This is a genomic window from Pelagibius sp. 7325, assembly GCF_037652055.1.
GTDB lineage: Bacteria > Pseudomonadota > Alphaproteobacteria > Kiloniellales > Kiloniellaceae > Pelagibius.
In genome coordinates, this window is sequence record NZ_JBBKAH010000012.1 from 213,257 (window position 1) to 238,151 (window position 24,895).

Sequence of the window (24,895 nt, forward strand, 5' to 3'; positions counted from 1 at the left end):
CGGTGGTGGATACTCCTGCGATGACGGATGAGCCCGTTGATCTCGATGCCCGCCGCGGCATCGCCAGCCTGAAAGCGACGGAAATGCGGCGTCAGCGCCTTTACGAGTTCCAGGCCGACCGGGAGGCGCTGCGGGCGCGCCAGGAGGAACTGGAAAGAATCCTGGTGACGCCGGCGGGCAGCTGGCCCGAGGCAGCGGCCAAGGCCGAGTACCTCATCAAGCTCTTCGCCGCCACTCCAGAGGCTCAGGATCCCCGTCGCAAGGAACTGATCGCGCGGACGCTCGACGATCTGACCCGACTATGCGAGAGCGCGAAAGGAACGCTATGACCGATACCGCCATCAAGAGGCGCTTGGACACCGAGGAATCGAGCAGCCAGATCCACAGGGGCGAGCCGCAGGTGCGCCAATGTCTGCGCTGCCAGACCGACTTCCCCAGCCAGTGGGCGGGTGAGCGGGTCTGCCTGCGCTGCAAGGGTTCGTCCACCTGGCGCAGCGGCATCCCGGTGCGGGCCTCCACCTCCAGCAGCAGACGCTAAGGCGCGTTTCGCCTCGATTTCGACGACAACCCGGCGGCGGCCGGCTCGCGGGCGATCGCCCGGCGAGACGCTGCCCCGTAACCCGAAGGAAAGTGAACAGATGGAACGGAACGAACGCGGGCTAAAGCACCTCTGCCCGGAGTGCGAGTGCAAGTACTACGACATGCTGAAGGCGGTCGTCGCCTGCCCGAAATGCGGCGCCAAGCCTGCGCCGGCGAAACTGCTGCGGTCGAACCGGCCAGTGCGCACCGGCAAGACGCCATCGTTTCGCAGCTATCCCTGACGGAAAATAAAAATCAGGATAATTATAATGATCCGATTCAAATACATCGGCTTCTTATAATCAGCAGCCAGATATTTTATTATATTGGGCCGTGCTATATTTGAGCTTTTCTGTATGATGATTGGTTCTGGGGGAGAAATGGTTTTTCCCTGAGTGGAGGACCTTATAATGAATGCTCCCGAATGGCTGAAACCCGCTCTGCTTGGTGCCGCGGCCGGCGCCGTCGCGTTGGCCATCGTCGGTTTCTCGTGGGGTGGCTGGGTGACCGGCGGCACCGCCGGCAAGATGGCTTCCGACCAGGCCCGCAACGAAGTCGTCGCGGCCCTGGTGCCGATCTGCGTCGAACAGTCCAAGCAGGACCCACGCTTGACCTCGACGCTCGCGCAACTCGAAGCGGCCAACCGCTACAAGCGCAGCGACATGCTGATGGAAGCCGGCTGGGCCACCATGCCCGGGTCGAGCGACCCCAACCGCGCGGTTGCGAGCGCCTGCATGGAAAAGCTCGCCGAGCAGTTCTAGAGCGGCAGGGCTCTCTAGTCCGTCATGCTTTTCCAAGACTGCTGCACGGGCTGGTGAACCAGCCCGTGCACGAAGCGTAGCTTTCCGACCACCGCCGGGGCCAGCACGAAGGGATAGAGATCGGGCTGGCCCATGCTGTGGTTCAGGCTGTTGACGGCCTGGGTGAGCGGCAGCCAGGCCGCCATCAGCGCGTCGAAATCGTCTTGCCGGTAGGGGTCGTAGTCGATGGCCATGGCCAGCGGCGCGGTGCGCCCGGTTTTGGCCTCGATGCGCAGGCCATAAACCTCGGCGGTCTCCAGGGTGTCCACGATATGCAGGTAGTGGGCCCAGGTCTCGGCGAAGTCCTCCCAGGGGTGTGAACTGGCGTAGGTGCTGACGAAGCGCTCCTGCCAGCCGGCCGGCGGCCCACCGGCGTAGTGTGCCTTCAGGGCTTCGCCATAGTCCCGCCGCTCGTCGCCGAACAGCTCGCGGTAAGCGTCGAGCCACACGCCGTCGCGCACCAGGCGTTCCCAGTAGTGATGCCCGCTCTCGTGGCGGAAGTGGCCGAGGATGGTGCGATAGGTCTCCGCCATGTCGCGGCGGTGGCGCTCGCGCTCGACGTCGTCGGCCTCGGCGAGGTTGATGGTGATGAGGCCTTCGGCGTGGCCGGTCATCACCTGTGGGCCTTCCTGAAACGCCGAGCCGGCGTCCGACAGGAAATCGAACGCCAGTCCCTTCGCATCGTCATGCTTGCTGACCACCGGTAGGCCGAGGCGCAGCAGCGCGTAGACCAACCGGTGCTTGCCGGCTTCCATGCGCTGCCACAGCAGCCGATTGTTGCCGCTGTCCAGGTCCGGGATCGTCCGGTTGAGGCGGCAAGCGCGGCAGAAGGCATCGCCGCTGTCGTCCGCCACCAGCCAGTTGCAGGCATCGTGGTTCGAATTGGCGCAGAAGCGGAAGAGGGGGCCGGGCGCCGCCAGGGCCCGCCAGGTATCCTGACCGGTCGCTTCGACGGCGCTGAGCTCGGCCTGTTCGGGCAGATAGCCCAGCAGATGGCCGCAGCGTTCGCAGTGCGTGTTCTCGAAATAGACGAGCTGGCCGCAATGTTGGCACTCGAACAGTTTCACCGGGCTTCTCCGCCGACAGCGGTAGCGGGACTGTGCTTTAGAGAGGGCATGACGAAGCCTAGAGCAGATAATGGTCGGATGATATCGCCTTCGGCGACCTCCAACGCACCGTGACCGGTGTCATTCTGCTCTGCCTTTTTGTTGTTGAGCGGAGTCACGGAAACGGCCGAAACCGCCAGCGGTTCCGTCGAATCGCGATAGGCTCCGGAAAAACGGGCGCCGGGGGGGCAGCGTTCCGGGCCGGCGTCTCAGTCCTCGGCGCCTTGCCGGTAGATGAACGCGTTCGTCATCGGGTAGTCCGGCGTGTTCCCCTTGCTGAAGGTTATCTGATAGAGGCGCTGCAGGTTGTTCGGGGTGCGGAAGCCCTCGGCGCAGAGCCTGAAGTAGGCGTCCCACCGGCGCCTGAAGCCCTCGTCGAAGCGCTTCGGATCGAGCGCCTGGATCTTCTGCCAGTTGGCGCGGAAGTTCTCCGCCCAGCAATCCAGCGTCAGGGCGTAGTGGCGCCGCAGGTTCTCGACGTGAAGCACCTCCAGGCCGTGCTTGGACATCAGGCGGACGGTTTCATCGAACTCGGGCACGTAGCAGCCGGGGAACACGTGCTGCCGGATGAAGTAGTTGGTTTCCCGCTTTTCCTGATGACCGATGAAGTGAAGGACGCCGATGCCACCCTCCTTCAGGCCGCGCGCGATGCTCGCGATCCAGTCTTCCAGGTACTTCTCCTGGGCATGCTCGTAGACGCCGACCGAGACATAGCGGTCATACTGGCGGCCGTCGGCGCCCAGCGCGCGGTGCTCGCGCTCCAGGATACGGACGCGCTCGCCGAGGTCCTGCGCGGCGATCTGGCGCTGCATGTGGTCGTTCTGCTCCTTGACGAGGCCATAGTTGTCCACGATGGCGCCGTAGGCCCTGGCCGCAAGCAGGGACAGGTAGCCCCAGCCGGAACCGACCTCGACCAGGCTGCAGCCAGGCACGAGCGCCAGCTTCTTGCAGATGTGGTCGTACTTGTCGTGCTGCGCCTGATCCAGGGTCCTGGTGTGCTCGCCCCAATACGCGCAGGTGTAGCCGAAGGTCGGGCCCAGCACGATTTCGAAGAACTCGTTCGGCAGGTCGTAATGCGCTTCGGCATTCGCCTTGGACTGCGCCGCCGTGCGCGCGTCGTGACGCACCTTGTGCCACCAGTTCCGCAGCCGGTTCAGGGGATTGGCATGCGGCCCGCCGGAGTTCTTGGTGGTCAGGTCCTCGGCCGCATGGGCATCCAGCTTCACCAGTGCCGCAATGTCGCCGTGGATGTCGATGGTCTGGTCGAAGTAGCCGTCCAGCAGGCCCATGTCGGTGAACAAGGCGGTGCGGATCTCCGCCCCGACGGACTTGAACCGGATCGAGAGCTCGGGCTCTCCGGGGCGGTTCCGGTAGATGCCGCCGTCGGCGAACACGACCTCATAGGTGAGGGGCGTGTCCTTGTAGCGGCTGAAGGTGCTTCGCAAGGCCATTCGCAGCGGGCTGCCCAGCCTGAGACCGAAGTCTACGGTGCTGCGCCTGCCGATGGTCTCGGGACCGGTCATCGCTATCTCCGTCCAGGCACCATATCGGCCGCTCAGGGTTCCTTCTCAATGGCGGCCGCCACCATAGCACAGCTTGTCCGGCGGGGACGAATGGCTCCTCTGCCGCCTTTTTTCCTCGCCGCTTCACGGCGGGCGCTTGTTCCCCCGTCGATCCGGCGATGGGGCACCATAACCCCCGGACCGGCCGTTCACCCCCCTGCAGTGCACCCCAGAGTAGAGCCAGGCATCCGGCTGAAACTGGCCGTAGCGGGAATGTTGAATGGTCTGTTCATTTCCTTGCGAATTAAGCGAGGATAGCGCAGGGCTCATTGCTGCATCGAGAACGCGATGCCGACTGATCTCAGCCTCGATATTCGCACCCTGGCTTTCATCGCGACGCTGTCGGCGGTCATGCAGGGGGTGTTGCTCGCCATTCTTTGGCGGACGGCACCGCGCTCCGCCGCAACGCTGCTCTGGGCCGGCGGCGGAATCCTGCTGGCGCTCGGTCTCGTGTGCCTGGCCTTCCGGTACGTGCTGCCCGACGCGGTCACGATTGTCCTGGCGAATGTGGCGATTGCCGGCTCGCACGGCTTGTTTCTGCTCGGAATTGAGCGTTATTGCGGTCGCTCCTATTCCTTCACCTGCGTCGCGGTCGTGCTTGCGGCGTCGCTGACTGCCTTCGTCGTCTTCGGCCTTGTCGCGCCCGATACGGCGCTGCGCGTTGTTGCTATCTCTCTGGCGCTGTCGCTGTTCGCAGGCGCATCGGGCTGGTGGCTGTGGCATCGCGACCAGGAGGTCCGCAGTCCCATCGACCGCCTGATGGCGCTGATGTTCACGGCGCATGCGGCCTTCCATTTTTTCAGGGGAGGCTACACGCTGCTCTTGGAACGCGACATTGGGGATTTCATGGCGGCGTCCAGCATCCACGCGCTCGCGTTCATTGATATCGTTGCACTTTCGTTTGCATCCGGCATCGGCTTCGCCGTCATGACGATCTCCGGGCTGCACCGTTCCTTGGAAAGGGAGCTTGCCGCCAGGAAGCGCCTGTTCTCCATCCTGGCCCACGACCTGAGGGCACCGTTCGGCGGCCTGGTCAATCTGACGGATCTCATCCAGGTCGCCTTCACCAAGGACTGCAAGGACGAAGTTCAGGATCTCGCCGCCAAGCTGAGCGAGGAGGCGCGCGTTGTGCTGGCTCTCCTGGATGATCTTTTGGTGTGGGGACACGCGGAAATCAAAGAAGGCATGCCGCTCGCGGAGCTTCTCGACCTGGCGACCGTGGTCGATTCAGCGGTGGCGTCTCAATCCGCCAAGGCGAGCGAGAAGGACATCACGATCCGCAACGCGCTGGCCGTCACCTCGGCCTACGGCGTTCGCCGGCATGCGGAAATGATTCTGCGGAACCTCATTTCGAACGCCTTGAAGTTCTCCCGGCCGGGTTCGCAGATCACGATCACCTCAAGCCGTCAGAGCGGCCAGGTGGTCGTCTCGGTCATCGACGAAGGCATCGGCCTTGTGCCTGCCGGTGCGGAGGCGAGCGGCGGCGACACGGGCAGCCGCAGGGGAACGGCTGGCGAGGGGGGGGCCGGCCTGGGGCTCATCCTGTGCCGGGAGCTCTGCCGCCATGACGGTCAAAGAGTCTGGCTGTCCGAAAATCCGGGCGGCGGCATGACCGGCAGCTTCACGCTGTACGCTTCCGCTCCCGACCGGTGACCGCCGCCGCGGCTCAGCCGCCCTTCTTCGTCTCCGCCTCGTAGCGCGCGCGGTTCTCGTCGTTGATCGGGTAGAGGCCGGGCAGCTTGGCGCCGTTTTGGACCTCCTTCATGATCCAGCCTTCCAGGCGCTCCTGCTCCAGGCCCAGTTCGGCGACTTCCTCGATCAGCGCCTGCGGCACCACCACGGCGCCGTCGCGGTCGCAGATCATCAGGTCGTCGGGGAACACGGCGACGCCGCCGCAGGCGACCGGCTGCTGCCAGCCGACGAAAGTCAGCCCGGCAACCGAAGGCGGCGCGGCCACGCCGCTGCACCACACCGGCAGGTTGGTGCCCTCGACACCCTCGATATCGCGCAGCGCGCCGTCGGTCACCAGGGCGGTGACGCCGCGCTTGGCCATGCGGGCACAGAGGATGTCGCCGAAGATGCCGGCATCCTGCACGCCCATGGCGTCGACCACGGCAATGACGCCTTCGGGCATGTCCTCGATGGCGCCGCGTGTGGAGGTCGGCGAGGACCAGGAGGCCGGCGTCGCCAGGTCCTCGCGCGCCGGCACGAAACGCAGAGTGAAGGCCGGGCCGACCAGGCGCCCCCAGGTCCGCAGCGGCTTGGGGCCGCGCAGGGCGACGTTCCGGAGCCCCTTTTTCAGCAGGATGGTGGTGATGGTGGCGGTGGTGATGCTCTCATAGGCTTCGCGCAGCGCTGAATCGAGGAACACGAGTAGAAACTCCCTGGTTGGAAATCTGGGTCAGGCCTCCGGATTATTGGTCCCGATCAATAACCCAGGGCGCAGCCGTCCTTGCGCGGGTCGGAGCCGCCGGCGAGCGTGCCGGCCTCCCAGTCGATCTGGATCGCCTGACTGCCGCCGATCGGCCCCTCCGCCGCCTGGAAACGGTGACCCATCGCCTCCAGTTCCGCCAGCACCTCGGCGGGCACGCCGCTCTCGACCTCGATCGCGTCCTTGGCCGGGTGCGGAAAGAGGCGCGCGAGGTCCATCGACTGCTGCACGTCCAGCCCGTAGTCGATGAGGTTGGTGATGAAGCGGGCGTGGCCGGCGGCCTGGTAGTGGCCGCCCATGACGCCGAACGGCATCACGGCTCGGCCGTCCTTCACCGCCATGCCGGGAATGATCGTGTGCATCGGGCGCTTGCCCGGGGCGATGCAGTTCGGATGCGCGGGATCGACGGAGAAGGACATGCCGCGGTTGTGCAGCACGACGCCGCTCTTCGGTCCGGTGATGCCGCTGCCGAAGGATCCGAACAGCGAGTTGATGAAGCTGACCGCGTTGCGGTCCTTGTCCACGACGCTGATGTAGACCGTGTCGGCATGGGCGGCGACCGGCGCCGGGGCCGGGGCCACCGTGGCGCGGTCGGTGCGGATCTGCCGGCGCAGTTCCGCCGCGTAGTCGGCCGACAGCAGCTGCTCCAGCGGCACCTCCGCCTGGGCCGGATCGGCTAGGTGGGCGTCGCGCGCCCGATAGGCGAGGCGGGTCGCCTCGATCTCCAGGTGCAGGCGCCCGGCGCTCATCGCCCCCAGCGATGGCAGGTCGAAGCCGGCGAGAATGTTCAGCAGCAACAGCGCGATGACGCCCTGCCCGTTGGGCGGACATTGGTAGATGTCGATGCCCTTGTAGCGGCTGCTGATCGGATCGACGTACTGGCCGCCGGCGGCGGCGAAGTCTTCCAGGCTGTGCAGCCCGCCGAGGCCGCGCAGGTGCGCCACCAGGTCGGCGGCGATGCCGCCCTTGTAGAAGGCGTCGCGGCCTTCCATGGCGATCAGCTCCAGGCTCGCCGCCAGCAGCGGCTGGCGCTGCACGCTGCCGAGCGCCGGGGTCTTGCCGCCGGGCAGGTAGAGGGCACTGGTGTTGGGGTCGTGTGACAGTACCTCGACTTCGTCTTCCCAGTCGGCAAAGACCCGTTCGGTCACCACGAAACCGTCGCGCGCGCAGCGGATCGCCGGCTGCAGCATGTCGCCCAGGCTGCGGGTGCCGTGGTCGCGCAGTAACTGCGCCCAGGCATCCACCGCGCCGGGCACGGTGACCGAATGCGGCGTCAGGCGCTCGATCTTGTCGATGCCCTGGGCGGCGAACCACTCGGGCGTCGCCGCCTCCGGCGCGCGGCCGGAACCGTTGAAGGCGACGATCTCGCTGCTGCCCCCAGTTCCTCTCTGGGGCGCGTAGAGTGCGAAACAGTCGCCGCCGATGCCGGTCGACTGCGGTTCCACCACGCCCTGCACGGCGCAGGCGGCCACCGCCGCATCCATGGCGTTGCCGCCGTCGCGCAGCACATCCAGCGCGGTGAGTGTCGCCAGGCCGTGGGAGGTCGCCGCCATGCCGTTCAGCGAGCGGGCGACCGAACGGCCGGGCAGATCCAGATTTCGCATGCTTTCCAATTAGTTCCTTGTACTGGGGCGGCCGGTTTCTTGAGCGGAACAGCGCTTTATCCCCGCAAGTGACCTGATGTAGCGGGCGCGGCCGCGCTTGGGAAGAGTTCTTGGCCCGATCCGGCGCTGGGCTGCCGGTCCGGGGCCGGGGCGACCGACACCTTTTCCCGGGGCTAGCCCGAAATTTTTCATCAACTCGGCTCGGCATTTCGATTATAGTGAATTGATGGGGCTTTGGCCCCGCGACACCCCTTGCACGCGCAAGCGCTCACGAGTCGGCGTCGGGATGCACGGTCTCAAGAACTATAACCTCATCGTCGAACCCTGGCCGGGAAACCCGGGTCCGAACGGCCCGCGCGGCCGCACGGGCTATCGCTGGCGCGTGAACTGGAAGCTGCAGGGCGAATTCTACGCCGAGGGCTTCGAGGATTCGCACGCCGCCGCGCGCGCCGCCGCCGAAGCCTATCTCATCAAGCAGGGCATCGAGATCATGTCGCTCAGCCGGCCGGCGCCGCCTGCGCCGGCGGAGATCTCCGCCGGGGCCGTCGTCCTGCCGCTGAGACAGGCCAGCCAGCGCACCTGAATTACGGTATCATCGCCACCGGGACTCGGGCCGTGCGGGCGCGAGGCCTTTCTGTTGTGCGATGAAAGAGTTTGTTCGATGGACGTGACCCGCCTGGCGATTCCGGACGTGGTGATCCTCAAGCCGGCGAAGCACGGCGATCACCGCGGCTTCTTCTCCGAGACCTATAGCAAGCGGGTCTTCGCCGAAGCTGGCATCGACGCCGACTTTGTGCAGGACAACCACTCACTGTCGGGCGAGGCGGGCACGGTCCGCGGGCTGCACTTCCAGGTGCCGCCCAAGGCCCAGGCCAAGCTGTTGCGGGTGGTGCGCGGTGCCGTCTTCGACGTCGCCGTCGACCTGCGCTGGGGCTCGCCGACCTATGGGCGGCACGTCAGCGCGGTGATCTCCGCCGCGGCGTGGAACCAGATCTTCATTCCCGCCGGCTTTGCGCACGGCTTCTGCACCCTCGAACCGGGCACCGAAGTCCTTTACAAGGTGAACGAATTCTACGCCCCGCAAGCCGAGCAGGGCCTGCTGTGGAACGACCCGACTCTCGCCATCGACTGGCCCGAAGGCGCCGGCGCGGTGCTCTCGGAGCGCGATCGCGGCTGGCCGGTGCTAAGGGATTTATCAAGAGTTTTTCAATATGAACCAGAGGCCTAGAGGGCGTTGTTGCGGTAGAGGGGGAACCCCATGAAAATCCTGGTGACCGGCGGCGCCGGCTTCATCGGCTCGGCGGTCATCCGCCACCTGATCGCTGCCGGCGATGCGGTGGTGAACCTCGACAAGCTGACCTACGCGGCCACGCCGGAGGCGCTGGAGGACGCGGCGGAGAGCCCGCGCTACGCCTTCGCCAAGGTCGACATCTGCGACGGCCCGGCGGTGCGCGCGGTCTTTGCCGAGCATCGCCCCGACGCGGTGATGCACCTGGCCGCGGAGTCCCATGTAGACCGCTCGATCGACGACGCGGCCGACTTCATCCAGACCAACGTGGTCGGCACCTACCGGCTGCTGGAGGTCGCGACGGCGTACTGGCGCGCGCTGGAGGGCGCGGCGAAGGACGCCTTCCGCTTCCACCACATCTCGACCGACGAGGTGTTCGGCGCGCTGGGCGCCGAGGGCCTTTTTACCGAGGAGACGCCCTACCGCCCCAACTCGCCCTATTCTGCCAGCAAGGCGGCCTCCGACCACTTCGTGCGCGCCTGGCACAAGACCTATGGGCTTCCTGTCGTCACCAGCAACTGCTCCAACAACTACGGGCTCTACCAGTTTCCCGAGAAGCTGATCCCGCTGATGATCATCAACGCGCTGACCGAAAAGCCGCTGCCGGTCTACGGCAAGGGCGAGAACGTGCGCGACTGGCTGCATGTCGAGGACCACGCCCGCGCGCTGGTCGCCGTGCTGACCCGCGGCCGCGTCGGCGAGACCTACAACGTCGGCGGCGACAGCGAGATGCGCAACATCGACGTCGTCGGCATGATCTGCGATCTGGTCGACGCGCTGAGCCCGCGCGGAAGCGGCAAGGGCTCGCGCCGCGACCTCATCACCTTCGTCACCGACCGTCCGGGCCACGACCTGCGCTACGCGGTCGATGCCGCCAAGATCGCGCGCGAGCTGGACTGGCGCCCGCAGGAGACCTTCGCCTCGGGCCTTGAAAAGACCGTCGCCTGGTACCTCGACCGCCGCGACTGGTGGCAGGGCATCCTGGAGCGGCGCTACCAGGGCGAACGCCTCGGGCTCTCGAAATCGACGAAAGCCGGCTAGATGGGGCCGCTGCTGCTGCTCGGCGCCGACGGTCAGCTCGGCCATGAGGTCAGGGTGCTGGCCGCGGCGCGCGCGCTGGATCTCGTTGCCCTGAACCGGCGCCAGCTCGACATCACCGCCGCATCGGAAGTCCGCGCGGCGATCACCGGCCGCTTCGCCGCCGTGATCAACGCCGCCGCCTATACCGCCGTGGATAAGGCCGAGCGCGACGCGGCGGCGGCCTTCGCGGTGAATCGCGACGGCGCAAACCACGTCGCGGAGGCCTGTGCCGCCGCCGGGGTGCGCCTCATCCATATTTCCACCGACTACGTCTTCGACGGCGCAAAGGGCGCGCCCTACGTAGAGGACGATGCGGTGCGGCCGCTGAACGTCTACGGCGCCAGCAAGGAGGCCGGCGAGGCGGTGGTGCGCGCGGCCTGTGCGGATCATGTCATCCTGCGCACCGCTTGGGTATTCGGCGCTGCGGGCAGCAACTTCGTGAAAACCATGCTGCGCCTCAGCGGCGAGCGCGACGGCCTGTCCATTGTCGCCGACCAGTTCGGCTGCCCGACGCCGGCCGCGGCCCTGGCCGCCCGCGCCATCGCGGCGGCGGGCGACGAGGCACGCGGCACCTACCACTGCGCCGGAGAGGAGCCGACGTCGTGGCACGGTTTCGCGCAGGCGATCTTCGCCGCGCAGCGCGAGATCACCGGGCGGCCGCGGCCCAAGCTGGCGGCGATCGCGACCGCCGACTATCCGACGCCGGCGCGCCGCCCGGCCGACTCAACATTGGATTCAGGGCTGTTCCAGGCCACCTTCGGCGAGGCGGCGATCGACTGGCGCGCGGGTCTGACGGCGGTGCTGGAGACGCTGGCGGCTTTGCCGGACGAAGAGGGGGATTTATGAAGGGGCTCATTCTGGCGGGTGGCTCGGGCACCCGGCTGCATCCGGTGACCCTGGCGGTCAGCAAGCAGCTGCTGCCGGTCTACGACAAGCCGATGATCTACTATCCGCTGTCGGTGCTGATGATGGCGGGCATCCGCGATATTCTAATCATCACCACGCCGCACGACGCACCGCTGTTCCGTAACCTGCTGGGCGACGGCAGCCAGTGGGGCCTGAACCTGAATTTCGCCGTGCAGCCCAAGCCCGAGGGGCTGGCGCAGGCCTTTCTCATCGGCCGCGATTTCATCGGCAGCGAGAAGTCGGCGCTGGTGCTCGGCGACAACATCTTCTACGGCGGCAACCTGCAGGAGATCGTCATGCGCGCCGCCGGCCTGCAGCGCGGTGCCACGGTCTTCGGGTACCAGGTCTCCGATCCTGAGCGCTACGGCGTGGTCGCGTTCGATGCGGCGGGGCAGGCGGTCAGCCTGGAAGAGAAGCCGCGCCAGCCGAAGTCGCGCTTCGCCGTCACGGGCCTCTATTTCTACGACGAGCAGGTCTGCAACATCGCCGCCGACCTGAAGCCCTCGGCGCGCGGCGAGCTGGAGATCACCGACCTCAACCGCCGCTACCTCGAAGCCGGCCAGCTGAAGGTCGAGCGCCTGGGCCGCGGCTACGCCTGGCTCGACACCGGGACCCACGACAGCCTGATCGACGCGGCGCAGTTCGTGCAGACCATCGAGCACCGCCAGGGGCTGAAGATCGCCTGCGTGGAGGAGGTCGCCTGGCGCAAGGGCTTCATCACCACCGACCAGCTGAAAGCGCTGGCCGAGCCGCTGCGCAAGAACGACTACGGCGACTACCTGCTGCGCATCGCCGATAACCCCTGAGGTTGGTGCGCGGCGCATCCTTCGAGACGCCCGCTATCGCGGGCTCCTCAGGATGAGGGTGGAGTGAAAAGGGTGACCTCATCCTGAGGAGCGCTCCGACAGGAGCGCGTCTCGAAGGATGTGCCACGGGCCGCTATCCGGCCTCAATCCTGTTCCTGCGCGGCGCGGTAGTGGGCGAAGGTCTCGGCGAAGCGGCCGTTGATGTAGTCACCGGAGGTGATCGCCGGGTACTTCGCTGGCCGCTCGGCGGTCACGCAGCTGGGCAGCGCTTCGACCAGGGTGTCGTAATTGGGTCCGAAGAAGAACGGGATCGAATAGCGCTCGCGGCCCGACCGGTTGACCGCGCGGTGGACCGTCGAGGCGAAGAGATCGTTGGTCCAGCGCGCCATCTGGTCGCCGATGTTGACCACGAAGCACCCCGGAATGGGGTTCGCCGCGACCCATTCCCCCGCGGTGTTCAGCACCTGCAGCGCCGGCACCTCGTCCTGCGCCAGGATGGTGAAGCATTCGTAGTCGGAATGCGCGCCGATGCCGATCTGGCGGTCGTCGACCTCGCCGAACTGCGGCGGGTAATGCAGCACCCTGAGAGTCGCGAGCGGTTTGGTCACCAGGGCATCGAAGTAGGTCTCCGGCAAATCCAGGGCGAGGGCGAAAGCGTGCAGCAGATGGCCGCCGAGACGGCACATTTCGGCGTGATAGCGCTCCAGCGCGGCGCGGAACGCCGGCTCGCCCGCCGGCCACTGGTTCGGCCCGTAGAGCACCTTGCCGGCCACGACATCCGGATCGTCGGCGGGGACCTCCAGGGCGATGTCGAAGGACTCGTGCAGGTCGCCGCGCGCGGTGGGATCGGTGTTCTCTTCAAGGAGAGCCGCATAGCCGCGATTGTTGCGCGACAGCGAGACGTGGTTGCGCATCTTGGCGGCGTCGTCGAGGCCGAAGTAGCCATGCGCCGCGGCGAAGGTGGCGTCGATCACGTCCTGCGGCACGTGATGGTTCTTGATGTAGAGAAAGCCGGAGCCGACGCAGGCCTGGCGCAGCGCGGCGGCAAGGGTCCGCTTGGCGGCGGCGTCGCCGGAGAACATCGGCGCCAGGTCGATGATCGGAATTTCCTCCAGTGTCGCCTGGCGGCAGTCGAGCCCCGTGTTTTTCAGCATGCGAACGCCGTTGCCGGTCTCCAGGCTCTTCATGGCGCGGTCTCCTCATTGGGTGGCGTGCCGCCCTCGGGCGTGAGCACGGTTTCGACGTAGTAGCGCGGGCCGGCGAACTCGAAGCCCGGCAGGAAGTAGGCCTTGCAGAATTCCAGGAAGGCGGAGGCCTTCCTGGAGACGGCGTGCGAGCGGGGAAAGCGGATGTGGATCCATTTCTCCTCGGACGCCCAGCCCGGCAGGACGGGCACCAGGTGGCCGCGCTCGCATTCAATGGCGGTGAAGAACTTCGGCAGGTAGGCGATGCCTTCGCCGGCGACGGCGAAATACTTGATGGTCCAGTAGTCGTTGGCGGCAAAGTCGCTGCGCGGCAGCACGTCGACCGCCGCGCCGCCGTGCTGCAGCCGCCAGCTCTGCAGGCCCAGGGGAGCGCGATAGAGCACGCCGCGGTGTTCCGTCAGGGCGTCGGGGGAGTCGGGGGTGCCGGCGCGCGCCAGGTAGTCGCGGCTGGCGAAGAGGGCGAAGGAGGCGGAGCTCAGCGTCTCGCCGGGGTAGCCGTCCTGGCCGGGATCGTCCCAGGAGACGATGGCATCGAAGCTCTGCAGGCGGTCGGGGGTGAAGAGGACGCTGGGCGAGAAGAACACCAGGTCCAGCTTCACGCGCGGATATTTCTGGCGAAAGGCGTAGAGCATCTGGGCGTTGAAGGCGGTGCCGAACTCACCCGTCGCCCCGATGCGCAGGGTGCCAGCGACCTCGTCGCGCATCTCCGCGACGGCGGCCTCGGCGGTCTCGCAGGAGGAAAGGATCGCCCGCGCGTGCTTCAGCAGCTCGGCGCCGGCGTCGGACAGCGCCAGGCTGCGTCCCTTGCGGGCGAAGAGGACGATGTCGAGCTCGGCTTCCAGCTGGCGCAGCTTCAGGCTCAGCGTCGACTTCGGCAGGCCGTGCAGCTTGGACGCGGCCGACAGGGAGCCGACTTCGGCAATCTTCACGAAGCAGTCGAGGGCATCGAGGTGCATGATTCAACCGTCCATATTTGTGGACGAACATCCCATTATAAGCAGTTTTGATTTCAATTGCGTGGACAATGATATGGGGCTCTAATGCCCTGCACAACGATTTGATGCGCCGCGGCGCCGGCGTTCCGGGGACAGCTCGTGCGGTGTTTTCACACCCTTCAGCGACTTGCCGACCGGTCCGCTGCGCGGCGCGCGGGAAGAGGCGCGGGCAGCGCCCATCGCGAGGGATACGACCGTCGCACCCGGCCGCCGCGCCGAGGGCGGAACCAGACAGAAGGGGACTAGGGATGAGCTTTACCGGGTTCAGGAGCATTCTATCGGCCGCGGCGCTGCTCGCGGCGGCTGCCACCGCCGTGCCGGCCGCGGCTTTCGAACTCAGCGGGCCGCCCAAGGTGGCCTTCATCTACGCCAGCGCGGTGCAGGACGGCGGCTGGAACGAGGCGCTCGACGTCGGCCGCAAGGCCATCGAGGAGGAATTGAAGCTGCCGGTCGCGGTGGCTGAAAACATTCCGGAAGAGGCGACCAAGCTGCGCGCGGCCATCGATCTCTACGTGAAGCGCGGCTTCAACATCATCGTCGGCACGACCTACGGCTACAGCGCGCCGATCGAGGAGGCGGCCAAGGCCTATCCCAACGTCGCCTTCCTCAACGCCTCCGGCATCACCAACGGCCCGAACCTGGAGAGCTTCTACGCGCGCACCTATCAGGGCTGGTACCTGGCCGGCATCGCCGCGGCGGGGGCCACCGAGACGAAGAAGATCGGCATGCTGGCCGGCTTTCCGGTCGGCGTGGTGAACTGGGACATCAACAGCTTCATCCAGGGCGCCCGCTCGGTCGATCCGGACATCCAGACGGTGGCGGTATTCACCAACTCGTGGTGGGACCCGGTGAAGGAGGGCCAGGTGTCCGAGGCCATCCTCGACCAGGGCGCCGACGTGATCGCGACCGACCTCAGTGCGGCCTCGGCGCTCAACGCCGCCGAGAAGCGCGGCGCCAACACCATCGGCTATCAGCTCGACATGTCGAAGGCGGCGCCCAAGGGCATTCTCACGTCCGTGGTGTTCCGCTGGGACCGCTATCTGGTGCCGACGGTGAAGAGCATCGTCGACGGGACCTGGCAGCCGCAGGAGTGGGGCGCCTTCGTCGGCATGGAGAGCGGCGTCGTCGACCTCGCGCCCTTCGGCCCCGACGTGACCGAGGAAACCAAGGCGAAGATCCAGGCCGCGCGCGAAGCCATCGTCGCCGGCACGCTCGACCCCTTCCAGGGCCCCCTCAAGAGGCAGGACGGCACCGAAGTGGTGGCTGCCGGCGCCAAGGTCGATGACGAAGCGCTGTGGAACATGGACTACTTCGTCGAGGGTGCCATCGGCACCATGCCGAAGCCGCAATGACCGCGCACGGGCGGGTGGCGTTTGACCGCCGCCCGCCCGCCGGCGCATCCTGCCTGCGGCTTTCGCGATGAACGGGCCTTCCGCCTTATGATGCCTGCGTCAGAACACGGCCGGCCGCCGGCCTTGGCGCTGCGCGGTATCGACAAGGCCTTCGACGGCAAGCCGGCCCTGTCGGGGGCCGACTTCTCGCTCGCCTGGGGCGAGGTCCACGCCCTGGTCGGCGAGAATGGCGCCGGCAAGTCGACACTGATGAACGTGGCCACCGGGGTCTACGCCGCCGACGGCGGGGCGCAGTCGGTCGACGGGCGCAGCGTCCCCTTGCGTGGGCCGGGCGATGCCATCGCCGCCGGCCTCGGCATGGTGCATCAGCACTATCGCCTGGTGAACCGCTTCACCGTGGCGGAGAACATCCTGCTCGCCCTCGGCAGCCAGGGGGCCGCGCGCTCGCTGCGCGAGGCCGCGGCGCTGGCCGCCGAGAAATCACGCGAGGTCGGCCTCAGCATCCGGCCGGACGCCGTGATCGCCACGCTCTCCATCGCCGAGCGCCAGCGCGTCGAGATCCTGAAGGTGCTGCTGCTCGGCGCGCGCATCGTCATCCTGGACGAGCCGACCGCCGTGCTGACGGACGGCGAGGCCGAGGCGCTGTTCAGCTTTACCCGGCGCCTGGCCGGCCAGGGCCACGCGGTGGTGCTGATCACCCACAAGCTGCGCGAGGTCGCCGCGCACAGCGACCGCGTCACCGTCATGCGCCAGGGGCGCACCGTGCTGGCGGGCAAGCCGACGGCGGAGATCAGCATCGCCGAGGTCGCCCGCCACGCGGTCGGCGACCCGCTGACGCGGGTCGAGCGGCCGCTGTCGCGGCCCGGCGCGGTGTGCTTCACGGTCGAGGATCTGGTGGTGCGCCGGGACGACGGCACGGTGCCGGTCGACGGCCTGTCGCTGAGCCTCTGCGCTTCGGAGGTGCTGGGCATCGCCGGTGTCGGCGGCAATGGCCAGCAGGAACTGGTCGACTGCCTGGCCGGCCTGCTGCCGCCGGCCGGCGGCCGCATCACCCTGTCAGGCGACGACCTGGCACCGCAGTCGATCCGCGAGCGCCGCCGCCGCGGCCTGCGCGTGGTGCCCTCCGACCGCTTCGACGCCGGGCTGGTGCGCGACATGAGCATCGCCGAGAACCTGGCCCTCACCGGCGTGCGCGAGGGCCGCTACGGCAGCGCCTTGCTGCTGAACCGCCGGCGCATGCGGGACGCGGCACTGGGCGCCATCGAACGCTTCGCCATCCATGGTGCCGCGCCGGGGCGCACCACGGGACTGCTCTCCGGCGGCAACGCCCAGAAGGTCCTGCTGGCGCGTGAGCTCGACGATGGCTTGAAGGTGCTGGTCGCCCATTCGCCGGCGCGCGGGCTGGACGTGAAGGCGGCACAGAGCGTGCATGCCCTCATCAAGCAGGCGGTGGAGCAGGGCGCTGCCTGCCTCCTCATCAGCGAGGACCTGGAGGAGGTGATGGCCCTGTCGCACCGGGTCGCGGTGATGAACCGCGGCCGCATCGCCGGGACGGTGCCGGTCGCCGAGGCGACGCCCGCGTGGATCGGTGAGCGGATGATCGGCCATGCTTGACAGCGCCATCCTGGTGCGCCGCCAGGAACCCGGGTTCGCCCGCAACGCGCTCTGCTATGCCGGCGGTCTCGCCGCCGGCCTGGCGCTCTCGGTGCTGCTGCTGGTCTGGGCCGGGGTGCCGCCGCAGGCCATCGTGAACGAGCTGGTGGTTGAGGCTTTCTTCACCGCCGACGGGATCGCGCAGACCACCACGGCGGCGATCCCGCTGATCCTGGTCGGCGTCGCCACCGTCATCACCATGCGGCTGCAGTTCTGGAACATCGGCATCGAGGGGCAGCTGTGGCTCGGTGCCATCGCCGCCGCCTGGATCGCGCTCGGCGATGTCGGGCCGGAGGCGACCCGGCTGCCGCTGATGCTGCTGGCCGCCTTTCTTGCCGGCGCGGCCTGGATGGCGCTGCCGCTGCTGCTGAAGCTGCGCTGGGGCGTCAGCGAGGTGATCTCGACCCTGCTGCTCGGCAGTGTCGCCTTTCTGCTGGTGCAGCACCTGTTGTTCGGCGTCTGGCGCGACCCGGCCACCGGCTTTCCGATCTCTGCGGCCTTCGATCCGGCCGAGCGCTTCGCGCCGCTGGGCTGGGGCCAACTCCACGCCGGTCTGTGGGTCGCTCTGGCGGCGGGACTGCTGGTCTGGCTGCTGCTCGACCGCACGCGGCTCGGCTTCTATGCCAAGGCCATCGGCCTCAACCGCACCGCGGCGCGGGCCGCCGGCATGCCGGTGTACCGCAGCATCGCCCTGCTGGTGCTCGGCGCCGGTGGCCTTTGCGGCCTGGCCGGCGCGGTGATCCTGGCCGGTACCGAGCATCGCCTGAACCAGTCGGTCGGCGTCGGCTACCTGTTCAGCGGCATCGTTATCGCCTTCCTCGCCCGCTCGAGCCCGCTGGCAGCCATGCTCATCGCCTTCGTCGTGGGCGGGGTGTTCACCGCCGGCGGAGTGCTGAAGGTGTTCTACTCGGTGTCGGAGGCGGTCGTGGTGCTGATCCAGGGTACCGTGCTGATGACGGTCCTCATCTCCCACTTCTTCAGCGCCTATCGCCTGACGCGGCCGACCTGGAAGACGGCACCATGAAGGCGGCGCGCCGATGAGCGGCTTCCTGATCGGCTGGCTCGCCATCCTGCCGAGCTACGCGACGCCGCTGCTGCTGGCCAGCCTCGGGCTCATTCTCTGCGAGCGCGCCGGGGTGCTCAATCTCGGGCCTGAGGGGCTGATGGCGGTCGGTGCCATGACCGGCGCCGCGACGGTGCTGCTGGGCGCCGACCCCTGGGTCGGTCTGGCCGCCGGCATCGGCGCCGCGATGGCCTTGTCGCTGGTCTTCGGTCTGGCGGTGGTGGTGTTCCGCGCCGACCAGACGCTGGCCGGCCTCGCCGTGGTCGCCATCGGCCTCGGAGTCACCGGCGCCATCGGGCGGCCCTTCGTGCAGCAGACCTTCGACGGCATCGCCGGCTTCGGCACCGCGGCCGGGGCGGCCGGGACGGCGGAGCGCTTGCTGGCGCATCTCAATCCGGTGGTCTGCGGCGCGCTGCTGCTGGTGATGGCGCTGTGGTGGGGGCTCACCCGCAGCCGCCTCGGCCTGCGGCTGCGCGCGGTGGGCGAGGACCCGGCGACCGCCGACGTCGCCGGCGTCGATGTGCAGGCCGTGCAGCTCGCCGCCGTGCTGGCCTGCGGTGCGCTCTGCGGCCTCGCCGGCGCCTATCTCTCCGTCGCGGCCAGCCACGTCTGGGTCGAGGGCATGGTGGCGGGACGCGGCTGGATCGCCGTCGCGCTGGTCATCTTTGCGCGCTGGGAGCCGCGCCGCGCCCTGCTGGGCGCGGTGATCTTCGGCGGCGCCGACGCGCTGGTGCCGCGCCTGCAGGCGATCGGCGCCGATGTGCCGACCTACCTGATGATGATGCTGCCCTACCTCCTCACCCTCGCGGTGCTGGTTGGCGCCTCGCTGGTCGGCCGCGCCGGCAGTGCAGAGCCGGAACGCCTGGGCAGGGTGTATCTGCGCCAGGACAAGCACTGAGCGGGCGCGTTGCGGAAAAAGGCGCTCGGCCTGTGGCCCATCCTTCGAGACGCCGCCTTGCGGCGGCTCCTCAGGATGAGGGTGGAGTATGAAAAGATTGACCTCATGCTGAGGAGCCTGCGCAGCAGGCGTCTCGAAGCACGAGGTCAGTCAGGCCGTCAGGCCTTTCTCAGCAGCCTGCGGGACCGGCTTTACCCTCAGGGGCGGGTGAGGCGGGAGAGGAAGGCCTCGACCTTCTCGGTGTAGGCGCCCGGCACGCCGAGCTCCTTGTTGATCTCGCCGTGCGACATGTCGACCGCCAGCACCTCCACGTCGCCGCCCAAGCCCTTTGCCTTCTCGGCGAAATCGCGGGCCTGGTCGCAGGGCAGCACCCGCCGGGTGGAGCAGACCAGCAGCATCGGCGCCGGCGCCCCGGTCAATCGCTGGGTCGGCGAGGCGTCGCGCCAGAACGCCGGGTCTTCGCCGAAGGCACGGTCGTAGAGCCGCAGGTGCGGCTGCGTCATGATCGCGGCGACGTCGAAGGCGGCACTGTCCAGCGGCACGGTGCCCAACCACGGTCGGGCGCCCTGGTCCGTCGCGATGGCGGGATCGGCGGCCAGCAGGCCGACCAGATGGGCGCCGGCGGAATGCCCCATGAGGATGAAGCGGTCCGGATCGCCGCCCCAGGATGGGGCTTGCTCCTGGACGAAGGCGAGGGCGCGGCCGACGTCCTCGGCCTGCGCCACCGGATCGGCGTCCGGCAGCAGGCGGTTGTTCACCGAGACGAAGATGTAGCCCTGCGGCAGCCAGCGCGCGACCTTGTTGTCCACCACCCGGGTATTGCGCTTGTCGCCGCGCACCCAGCCGCCGCCGTGCACCATGAAGATGACGGGCGCCGTTTCGGGCCTCTCAGGGAGATAGACGTCGATCGCCTGGTGCTCATGCGGGCCGTAGGCGAGATCGGCCAAGTCCGGGCTGGCGCTCGATCCGGCCGCGGCGCAGGCACCGGCGAGCAGGATCAGCAGCAGGCTCGCGGCCAGCAGTCGAAGCTGTTTCATGGCGTCATCACCTCCGGCTTTCGCAGCTGCAGCACCCCTGTTTAACCCGTCGGGGGCCCGTTGTCAGTTGGTTGTCCGTTGAATTCGCCCCGGGGCGGAGGCAGGCTGCTGCGCCATGCCGCACGTGACCTTCACCGCCAACCTGCAGCGCCACCTCGACGTGCCGTCGCTCGAGGTCGGCGGGACGAGCGTCGGTGAAGTGCTGGAGGCGGTCTTCGCGCAGAAGCCGCTGTTGCGTTCCTACATCGTCGACGATCAGGGCCGCCTCAGGCGCCACGTGAACGTCTTCGTGAACTCTCAGATGATTGCCGACCGCGGCGGCCTCGGCGATGCGGTGCGGCCCGATGACGAAGTCTTCGTGTTCCAGGCACTTTCAGGCGGGTAGGGCGGACATCATGGCGCAGGATCTCTTCGTGGCGACCCGCAAGGGTCTCTTTGTGGTGGATGGGGACGGCACGGCTCTGCCGCGCGCGCTCGGCTTTCTCGGCGATCCGGTCAGCGCTCTCCTGCAGGACCCGCGCGACGGCTGCCTCTATGCGGCGCTCAACCTCGGCCACTTCGGCGTGAAGCTGCACCGCTCGGAGGATGGCGGCGCCAGCTGGACCGAGCTGCCGGCGCCGGCCTTTCCCGTCGGCATGGCCGCGAACGGCGAAAGCGAGAAGGCGCCGAGCGTGTCGCTGATCTGGACGCTCGCGGCGGGCGGTGCCGACCAGCCGGGCCGTCTCTGGGCGGGCACCATCCCCGGCGCGCTGTTCCGCTCCGACGACCGCGGCGAGACCTGGCATCTGGTGGAGAATCTGTGGCAGCAGCCCTCGCGCCCGGAATGGTTCGGCGGCGGCTACGACGACCCGGGCATTCACTCGATCTGCATCGACCCGCGCGACAGCGCCCGCATGGTCATCGGCATCTCCTGCGGCGGCGTGTGGCGCAGCGAGGACGGCGGCGAGAGCTGGACCGTGGGCGGCAAGGGGCTGGCCGCGACCTACATGCCGCCGGACCGCCAGGACGATCCGACGATCCAGGACCCGCACCGCCTCGCGGTCTGCGCCGATGCGCCCGACACCGTGTGGTGCCAGCATCACTGCGGCATCTTCCGCTCCGACGACGGCGGCCGGCACTTCGTGCAGATCACCGACGTCAGGCCGTCGGCCTTCGGCTTCGCCGTCGCGGTGCACCCGCAGGACCCCCGGACGGCCTGGTTCGTGCCGGCGGTGAAGGACGAGTGCCGCGTGCCGGTGGACGGGCGCTTCGTCGTCACCCGCACGCGCGACGGCGGCGCCAGCTTCGAATCCCTGGGGCAGGGCCTGCCGCAGGAGGGCGCCTACGACCTGGTCTACCGCCATGCCCTCGACGTCGACGCCGAAGGCCAGGCCCTCGCCATGGGCTCGACCACCGGCGCGCTGTGGATCGGCCGCGACGGGGGCAAGACGTGGTCGCTGGTCTCGGCCCACCTGCCGCCGATCGCCCAGGTCGCGTTTGGGGTCGCTTTCGGGGTCGCCTCCCGCCTCGCTTGATCGCGAAGGGTTTTTGCGGTTCGCTGGGTCTCCTGGCGTTGCCGGAGGATCCCCGAGTCGTGAGCGATAAGAAAGCGCCGCTCTACTACGCCGACTACCTGCAGCTCGACCGTCTGCTCGGCGCGCAGACGCCGGAGAGTGCGCGGCGCGGCACGCCGGCGCACGACGAGATGCTGTTCATCGTCGTGCACCAGGCCTACGAGCTGTGGTTCAAGCAGATCCTGCACGAGCTGGCGCGCATCGACACGATCTTCGCGGAAGCGGGGCTCGACGACCGCGATATCGGCCGCGCGGTCGCCGGGCTGGAGCGCATCGAGCGCATCGTGAAGCTGCTGATCGGCCAGCTCGACGTGCTGGAGACCATGACGCCGCTGGACTTCCTGGAGTTCCGCGACCTGCTGTTCCCTTCCTCCGGCTTCCAGTCGCTGCAGTTCCGCCTCATCGAAACCGGGCTGGGCCTCAGGCGCGCGGACCGTGTCGGCTTCGAGGCCAAGCCCTTCGACGCGCGGCTCAGCGAGGCCGACCGGGCGGCGCTGCAGGCACGCGAGAAGCGCCCCAGCCTGCACGACCGCATCGAGGCCTGGCTGGAGCGCACGCCCTTCGTCGAGGCGGGCGGCTACAAGTTCCAGGAGAGCTACCGCGCCGCCGTCACCGACATGCTGATGGGCGAGGTGGCGACGCTGCAGGGCAATCCGCAGATCTCCGCCGAGGAGAAGCGCGCGGGTCTCGCCGGCCTGGAGGCCGCCAGCGAGCGCTTCGAGGCGATCTACGACGAGCAGCGCTACGACGAGCTGGAGGGGCAGGGCGCCTGGCGCCTCTCCTGGCGCGCGCTGCAGGCGGCGCTGTTCATCACCCTCTACCGCGACGAGCCGGTGTTGCAGCTGCCGTTCCGGCTCTTGAGCGTGCTGATGGACATCGACGAGACCATGGCGGCTTGGCGCTATCGCCATGCCCTGATGGCCCAGCGCATGATCGGCATGAAGCTCGGCACCGGTGGTTCCTCGGGTCACGACTACCTGGCGGAGGCGGCGCGGCGCTACCGCGTCTTCGCCGACCTATTCGCGCTTTCCACCTTCCTCATCCCGCGTTCGGCCCTGCCGCCGCTGCCTGCGCCGCGCCATGGGCTACCGCTACACGGCAAACGATAAATGAGCACTAGCTACAAACAGCACTTCAGCCGCTTCCATGCGGCGGCGCCGGAGCGCCTGCACTTCGCCGCGCACAGCCACCACTACTGGCCCGACGTCACCTTCGAGGCGCAGATGCAGTGCTGGGAAGACGCCGCGCGCCTGACCGGCGGCAAGTGGGACGTCGTCCTGGGCGAGGTCATGCCGGCGGTGCAGCGCGGCATCGCGCGCCATCTCGGCCTGCCAGATCCGGCAAGCCTCGCCTTCGCGCCCAACACTCATGAGTTCGTGAAGCGCCTGCTGTCCTGCCTGCCGGCGGCGCGGCCGCCGCGCATTCTCACCAGCGACGGCGAGTTCCACAGCTTCACCCGGCAGATCGCGCGGCTGGAGGAGGACGGGCTGGCCGCCGTCACGCGCGTGGCGGTCGAGCCCTTCGCGGACTTCCAGGAACGCTTCGTCGCCGCGGCGGGCGAGGGCGTCTACGACCTGATCTTCGTCAGCCAGGTATTCTTCAACTCCGGCTTCACGCTGACCGACCTCGCCGGGCTGGTCGCGGCGCTGCCGGCGGAAGGCTTCGTGGTGCTGGACGGCTATCACGGCTTTCTCGCGCGGCCGAGCGACCTCGGCGCCGTGGCGGAGCGTGTGTTCTACATGGCTGGCGGCTACAAGTACGCCATGTCGGGCGAGGGGGTGTGCTTCCTGCACGCCCCGCCGGGCTACGGCGCGCGGCCGCGCGACACCGGATGGTACGCAGCTTTCGGCGCGCTGGCGCAGGCCCCGGCCGGCGGTGCCGCCTATGCCGAGGATGGCAGGCGCTTTTTCGGTGCGACCTTCGATCCTGTCGGGCTCTACCGGATGCGGGCGGTGCTGCGGCTGCTCGACGCGTTGAAGCTCGATACGGCGGCGATCCACGCCCACGCACGCGGCCTGCAGGATCTCTTCCTGGCGGGCTTGCGCAGCGCGGCTTCCGGGTTGCTGCCGCCCGAGCGGCTGCTGATCGATCCGGCGCGGCAGCCCTGCGGCAACTTCCTCACCTTCGATCTCGGCAGCGAGGCGGCGGCCGGCGCGGCGCACGCGCGCCTGAAAGGCGCCGGCATCGCCACCGACTTCCGCGGCGCGCGGCTCAGACTGGGATTCGGGCTCTACCAGGATGCCGCCGACGTGACCGAGCTGTTGCGCCGTCTTGCGGCTTTGTAGTTCAGCTGGCGTCTTCGCTGGCGGGTGAGCCGTCGAGCGGCAGGATGGAGGTGACGCGCTTGGCGCGGATCTCGGCGACCGGCCGGCTTGGGAAGGTCTGCCGGCAGATCGTGATGCCGACCAGTCCCTCGGGCGTGCCGTCACGGGCGATCAGCGGCAGCAGCAGGCGTTCGCCGTAGCCCGGGCGCTCCCACTCGTGATAAAGGCGGCCGGCGACGATGCTGACGGCCGGCTGTTCGACACAGGCGCGGAAGTAGCCGAGCACCCTGTCGCGGGCTTCCGGTGCGAGGATCTCGTCAATACATTTGCCGACCAGGGGAAAGTCGTAGCGGGCACGGATGTTCTCGCCGACCAGGCGGTAGCGCAGGCGCGCCCCCTGGGGCTCGTAGTTCATCAGCCAGATGTCGGAGAGAATCCGCGCCATGCTTTCCGGCAGTATGTCGCCGCGCGCCGGCGGACAGCCACCGCTGCCGGCGGCAAGCCAGGTGTCCAGGAGAGTCTGCGCTTCACGGCTGGAGAGGTAGCTGCGGGCACCTTCGGCGATTTCGCGCCAGCGGGGATAGTTGGGGGGCGAAAGCGGTTCGGATGTCGAGAATATGACACGCACCTGCGGCTGGTATTCGACAACACCGACCGAAGGCCGGCAACTCAGTCCGCAAGCTGCCCGAGCCGGGCCCTATCAGCAAGCTCTT

The 24,895-nt window shown here is 68.1% G+C and carries 26 protein-coding genes; 18 read left to right on the plus strand and 8 right to left on the minus strand.

Going from position 1 to position 24,895, the window contains the following annotated elements:
* The first annotated feature begins 20 nt into the window (after positions 1-20).
* From WDC82_RS22540 to WDC82_RS22555, 4 genes are all read left to right on the plus strand, one after another.
* Positions 21-329: a hypothetical protein gene (locus WDC82_RS22540; protein WP_340119671.1), complete on the plus strand. Its 309-nt coding sequence runs from the start codon at positions 21-23 to the stop codon at positions 327-329.
* Positions 326-538, plus strand: coding sequence for a hypothetical protein (locus WDC82_RS22545; RefSeq protein ID WP_340119672.1), 213 nt, complete (start codon positions 326-328; stop codon positions 536-538). The genes WDC82_RS22540 and WDC82_RS22545 overlap by 4 nt, the downstream gene beginning before the upstream one ends.
* Positions 539-638: 100 nt before the next feature.
* Positions 639-821, plus strand: a complete 183-nt coding sequence (locus WDC82_RS22550) for an FYDLN acid domain-containing protein (protein ID WP_340119673.1) — start codon at positions 639-641, stop codon at positions 819-821.
* Positions 822-989: 168 nt separating this feature from the next.
* On the plus strand, positions 990-1,340 hold the full coding sequence (locus tag WDC82_RS22555) for a hypothetical protein (RefSeq protein ID WP_340119674.1): 351 nt from the start codon (positions 990-992) through the stop codon (positions 1,338-1,340).
* Between the two features lie 14 nt (positions 1,341-1,354).
* Here WDC82_RS22555 and WDC82_RS22560 read toward each other — a convergent pair whose 3' ends face one another.
* A complete protein-coding gene (locus tag WDC82_RS22560; RefSeq protein ID WP_340119675.1) occupies positions 1,355-2,446 on the minus strand; it encodes a putative zinc-binding peptidase in 1,092 nt (363 codons plus the stop codon).
* A 248-nt stretch (positions 2,447-2,694) separates the two neighbouring features.
* Positions 2,695-4,008, minus strand: a complete 1,314-nt coding sequence (locus WDC82_RS22565; RefSeq protein WP_340119676.1) for a cyclopropane-fatty-acyl-phospholipid synthase family protein — start codon at positions 4,006-4,008, stop codon at positions 2,695-2,697.
* A 327-nt stretch (positions 4,009-4,335) separates the two neighbouring features.
* Between WDC82_RS22565 and WDC82_RS22570 the strand changes: the two genes are divergently transcribed.
* A complete protein-coding gene (locus tag WDC82_RS22570) occupies positions 4,336-5,700 on the plus strand; it encodes a HAMP domain-containing sensor histidine kinase (RefSeq protein WP_340119677.1) in 1,365 nt (454 codons plus the stop codon).
* 13 nt (positions 5,701-5,713) lie between these two features.
* On the opposite strand, the gene WDC82_RS22575 is transcribed toward WDC82_RS22570, so the two are convergent.
* Positions 5,714-6,418, minus strand: a complete 705-nt coding sequence (locus WDC82_RS22575) for a ribonuclease activity regulator RraA (RefSeq protein WP_340119678.1) — start codon at positions 6,416-6,418, stop codon at positions 5,714-5,716.
* 56 nt (positions 6,419-6,474) lie between these two features.
* A complete protein-coding gene (gene ggt / locus WDC82_RS22580; protein ID WP_340119679.1) occupies positions 6,475-8,082 on the minus strand; it encodes a gamma-glutamyltransferase in 1,608 nt (535 codons plus the stop codon).
* Between the two features lie 286 nt (positions 8,083-8,368).
* Between ggt and WDC82_RS22585 the strand changes: the two genes are divergently transcribed.
* From WDC82_RS22585 to rfbA, 5 genes are all read left to right on the plus strand, one after another.
* Entirely contained in the window at positions 8,369-8,665 is a 297-nt protein-coding gene (locus WDC82_RS22585; RefSeq protein WP_340119680.1) for a hypothetical protein, read from the plus strand.
* 78 nt (positions 8,666-8,743) lie between these two features.
* Positions 8,744-9,310 carry a dTDP-4-dehydrorhamnose 3,5-epimerase gene (gene rfbC / locus WDC82_RS22590; protein ID WP_340119681.1) on the plus strand — a complete coding sequence of 189 codons (567 nt, stop codon included), beginning with the start codon at positions 8,744-8,746 and terminating at the stop codon, positions 9,308-9,310.
* 30 nt (positions 9,311-9,340) lie between these two features.
* Positions 9,341-10,411, plus strand: coding sequence for a dTDP-glucose 4,6-dehydratase (gene rfbB / locus WDC82_RS22595; RefSeq protein WP_340119682.1), 1,071 nt, complete (start codon positions 9,341-9,343; stop codon positions 10,409-10,411).
* Complete coding sequence (gene rfbD / locus WDC82_RS22600) at positions 10,412-11,296, plus strand: dTDP-4-dehydrorhamnose reductase (RefSeq protein WP_340119683.1); 885 nt, start codon at positions 10,412-10,414, stop codon at positions 11,294-11,296.
* On the plus strand, positions 11,293-12,162 hold the full coding sequence (gene rfbA, locus WDC82_RS22605) for a glucose-1-phosphate thymidylyltransferase RfbA (RefSeq protein ID WP_340119684.1): 870 nt from the start codon (positions 11,293-11,295) through the stop codon (positions 12,160-12,162). The genes rfbD and rfbA overlap by 4 nt, the downstream gene beginning before the upstream one ends.
* 143 nt (positions 12,163-12,305) lie before the next feature.
* Here the strand turns inward: rfbA and WDC82_RS22610 are convergent, their stop codons facing one another.
* Positions 12,306-13,349 carry a 2-oxoglutarate and iron-dependent oxygenase domain-containing protein gene (locus WDC82_RS22610; protein WP_340119685.1) on the minus strand — a complete coding sequence of 348 codons (1,044 nt, stop codon included), beginning with the start codon at positions 13,347-13,349 and terminating at the stop codon, positions 12,306-12,308.
* Entirely contained in the window at positions 13,346-14,323 is a 978-nt protein-coding gene (locus WDC82_RS22615) for a LysR substrate-binding domain-containing protein (RefSeq protein ID WP_340119686.1), read from the minus strand. Before WDC82_RS22615 ends, WDC82_RS22610 begins: the two co-directional genes overlap by 4 nt.
* Before the next feature lie 287 nt (positions 14,324-14,610).
* On the opposite strand from WDC82_RS22615, the gene WDC82_RS22620 reads away from it, so the two are divergent.
* From WDC82_RS22620 to WDC82_RS22635, 4 genes are all read left to right on the plus strand, one after another.
* Positions 14,611-15,714, plus strand: coding sequence for a BMP family ABC transporter substrate-binding protein (locus WDC82_RS22620; protein ID WP_340119687.1), 1,104 nt, complete (start codon positions 14,611-14,613; stop codon positions 15,712-15,714).
* A gap of 87 nt (positions 15,715-15,801) precedes the next feature.
* A complete protein-coding gene (locus tag WDC82_RS22625; protein ID WP_340119688.1) occupies positions 15,802-17,328 on the plus strand; it encodes an ABC transporter ATP-binding protein in 1,527 nt (508 codons plus the stop codon).
* Positions 17,321-18,391, plus strand: a complete 1,071-nt coding sequence (locus tag WDC82_RS22630) for an ABC transporter permease (RefSeq protein ID WP_340119689.1) — start codon at positions 17,321-17,323, stop codon at positions 18,389-18,391. Before WDC82_RS22625 ends, WDC82_RS22630 begins: the two co-directional genes overlap by 8 nt.
* Before the next feature lie 13 nt (positions 18,392-18,404).
* Positions 18,405-19,328, plus strand: coding sequence for an ABC transporter permease (locus tag WDC82_RS22635; RefSeq protein ID WP_340119690.1), 924 nt, complete (start codon positions 18,405-18,407; stop codon positions 19,326-19,328).
* 197 nt (positions 19,329-19,525) lie between these two features.
* Here the strand turns inward: WDC82_RS22635 and WDC82_RS22640 are convergent, their stop codons facing one another.
* Positions 19,526-20,365, minus strand: a complete 840-nt coding sequence (locus tag WDC82_RS22640; RefSeq protein WP_340119691.1) for an alpha/beta hydrolase — start codon at positions 20,363-20,365, stop codon at positions 19,526-19,528.
* 115 nt (positions 20,366-20,480) lie between these two features.
* On the opposite strand from WDC82_RS22640, the gene WDC82_RS22645 reads away from it, so the two are divergent.
* Genes WDC82_RS22645 through WDC82_RS22660 form a run of 4 tightly spaced genes read left to right on the plus strand, consistent with a single transcriptional unit; the run spans position 20,481 to position 24,203 of the window.
* Positions 20,481-20,750 carry a MoaD/ThiS family protein gene (locus WDC82_RS22645; RefSeq protein ID WP_340119692.1) on the plus strand — a complete coding sequence of 90 codons (270 nt, stop codon included), beginning with the start codon at positions 20,481-20,483 and terminating at the stop codon, positions 20,748-20,750.
* Between the two features lie 10 nt (positions 20,751-20,760).
* Positions 20,761-21,879 carry a hypothetical protein gene (locus WDC82_RS22650; protein ID WP_340119693.1) on the plus strand — a complete coding sequence of 373 codons (1,119 nt, stop codon included), beginning with the start codon at positions 20,761-20,763 and terminating at the stop codon, positions 21,877-21,879.
* Positions 21,880-21,938: 59 nt separating this feature from the next.
* The gene (locus tag WDC82_RS22655) at positions 21,939-23,027 is read left to right on the plus strand and encodes a tryptophan 2,3-dioxygenase family protein (RefSeq protein ID WP_340119694.1); all 1,089 of its coding nucleotides are present in this window, start codon (positions 21,939-21,941) and stop codon (positions 23,025-23,027) included.
* Entirely contained in the window at positions 23,028-24,203 is a 1,176-nt protein-coding gene (locus WDC82_RS22660) for a hypothetical protein (RefSeq protein WP_340119695.1), read from the plus strand.
* Position 24,204: 1 nt separating this feature from the next.
* On the opposite strand, the gene WDC82_RS22665 is transcribed toward WDC82_RS22660, so the two are convergent.
* A complete protein-coding gene (locus WDC82_RS22665; protein ID WP_340119696.1) occupies positions 24,205-24,810 on the minus strand; it encodes a PAS domain-containing protein in 606 nt (201 codons plus the stop codon).
* Positions 24,811-24,895: the final 85 nt, after the last annotated feature.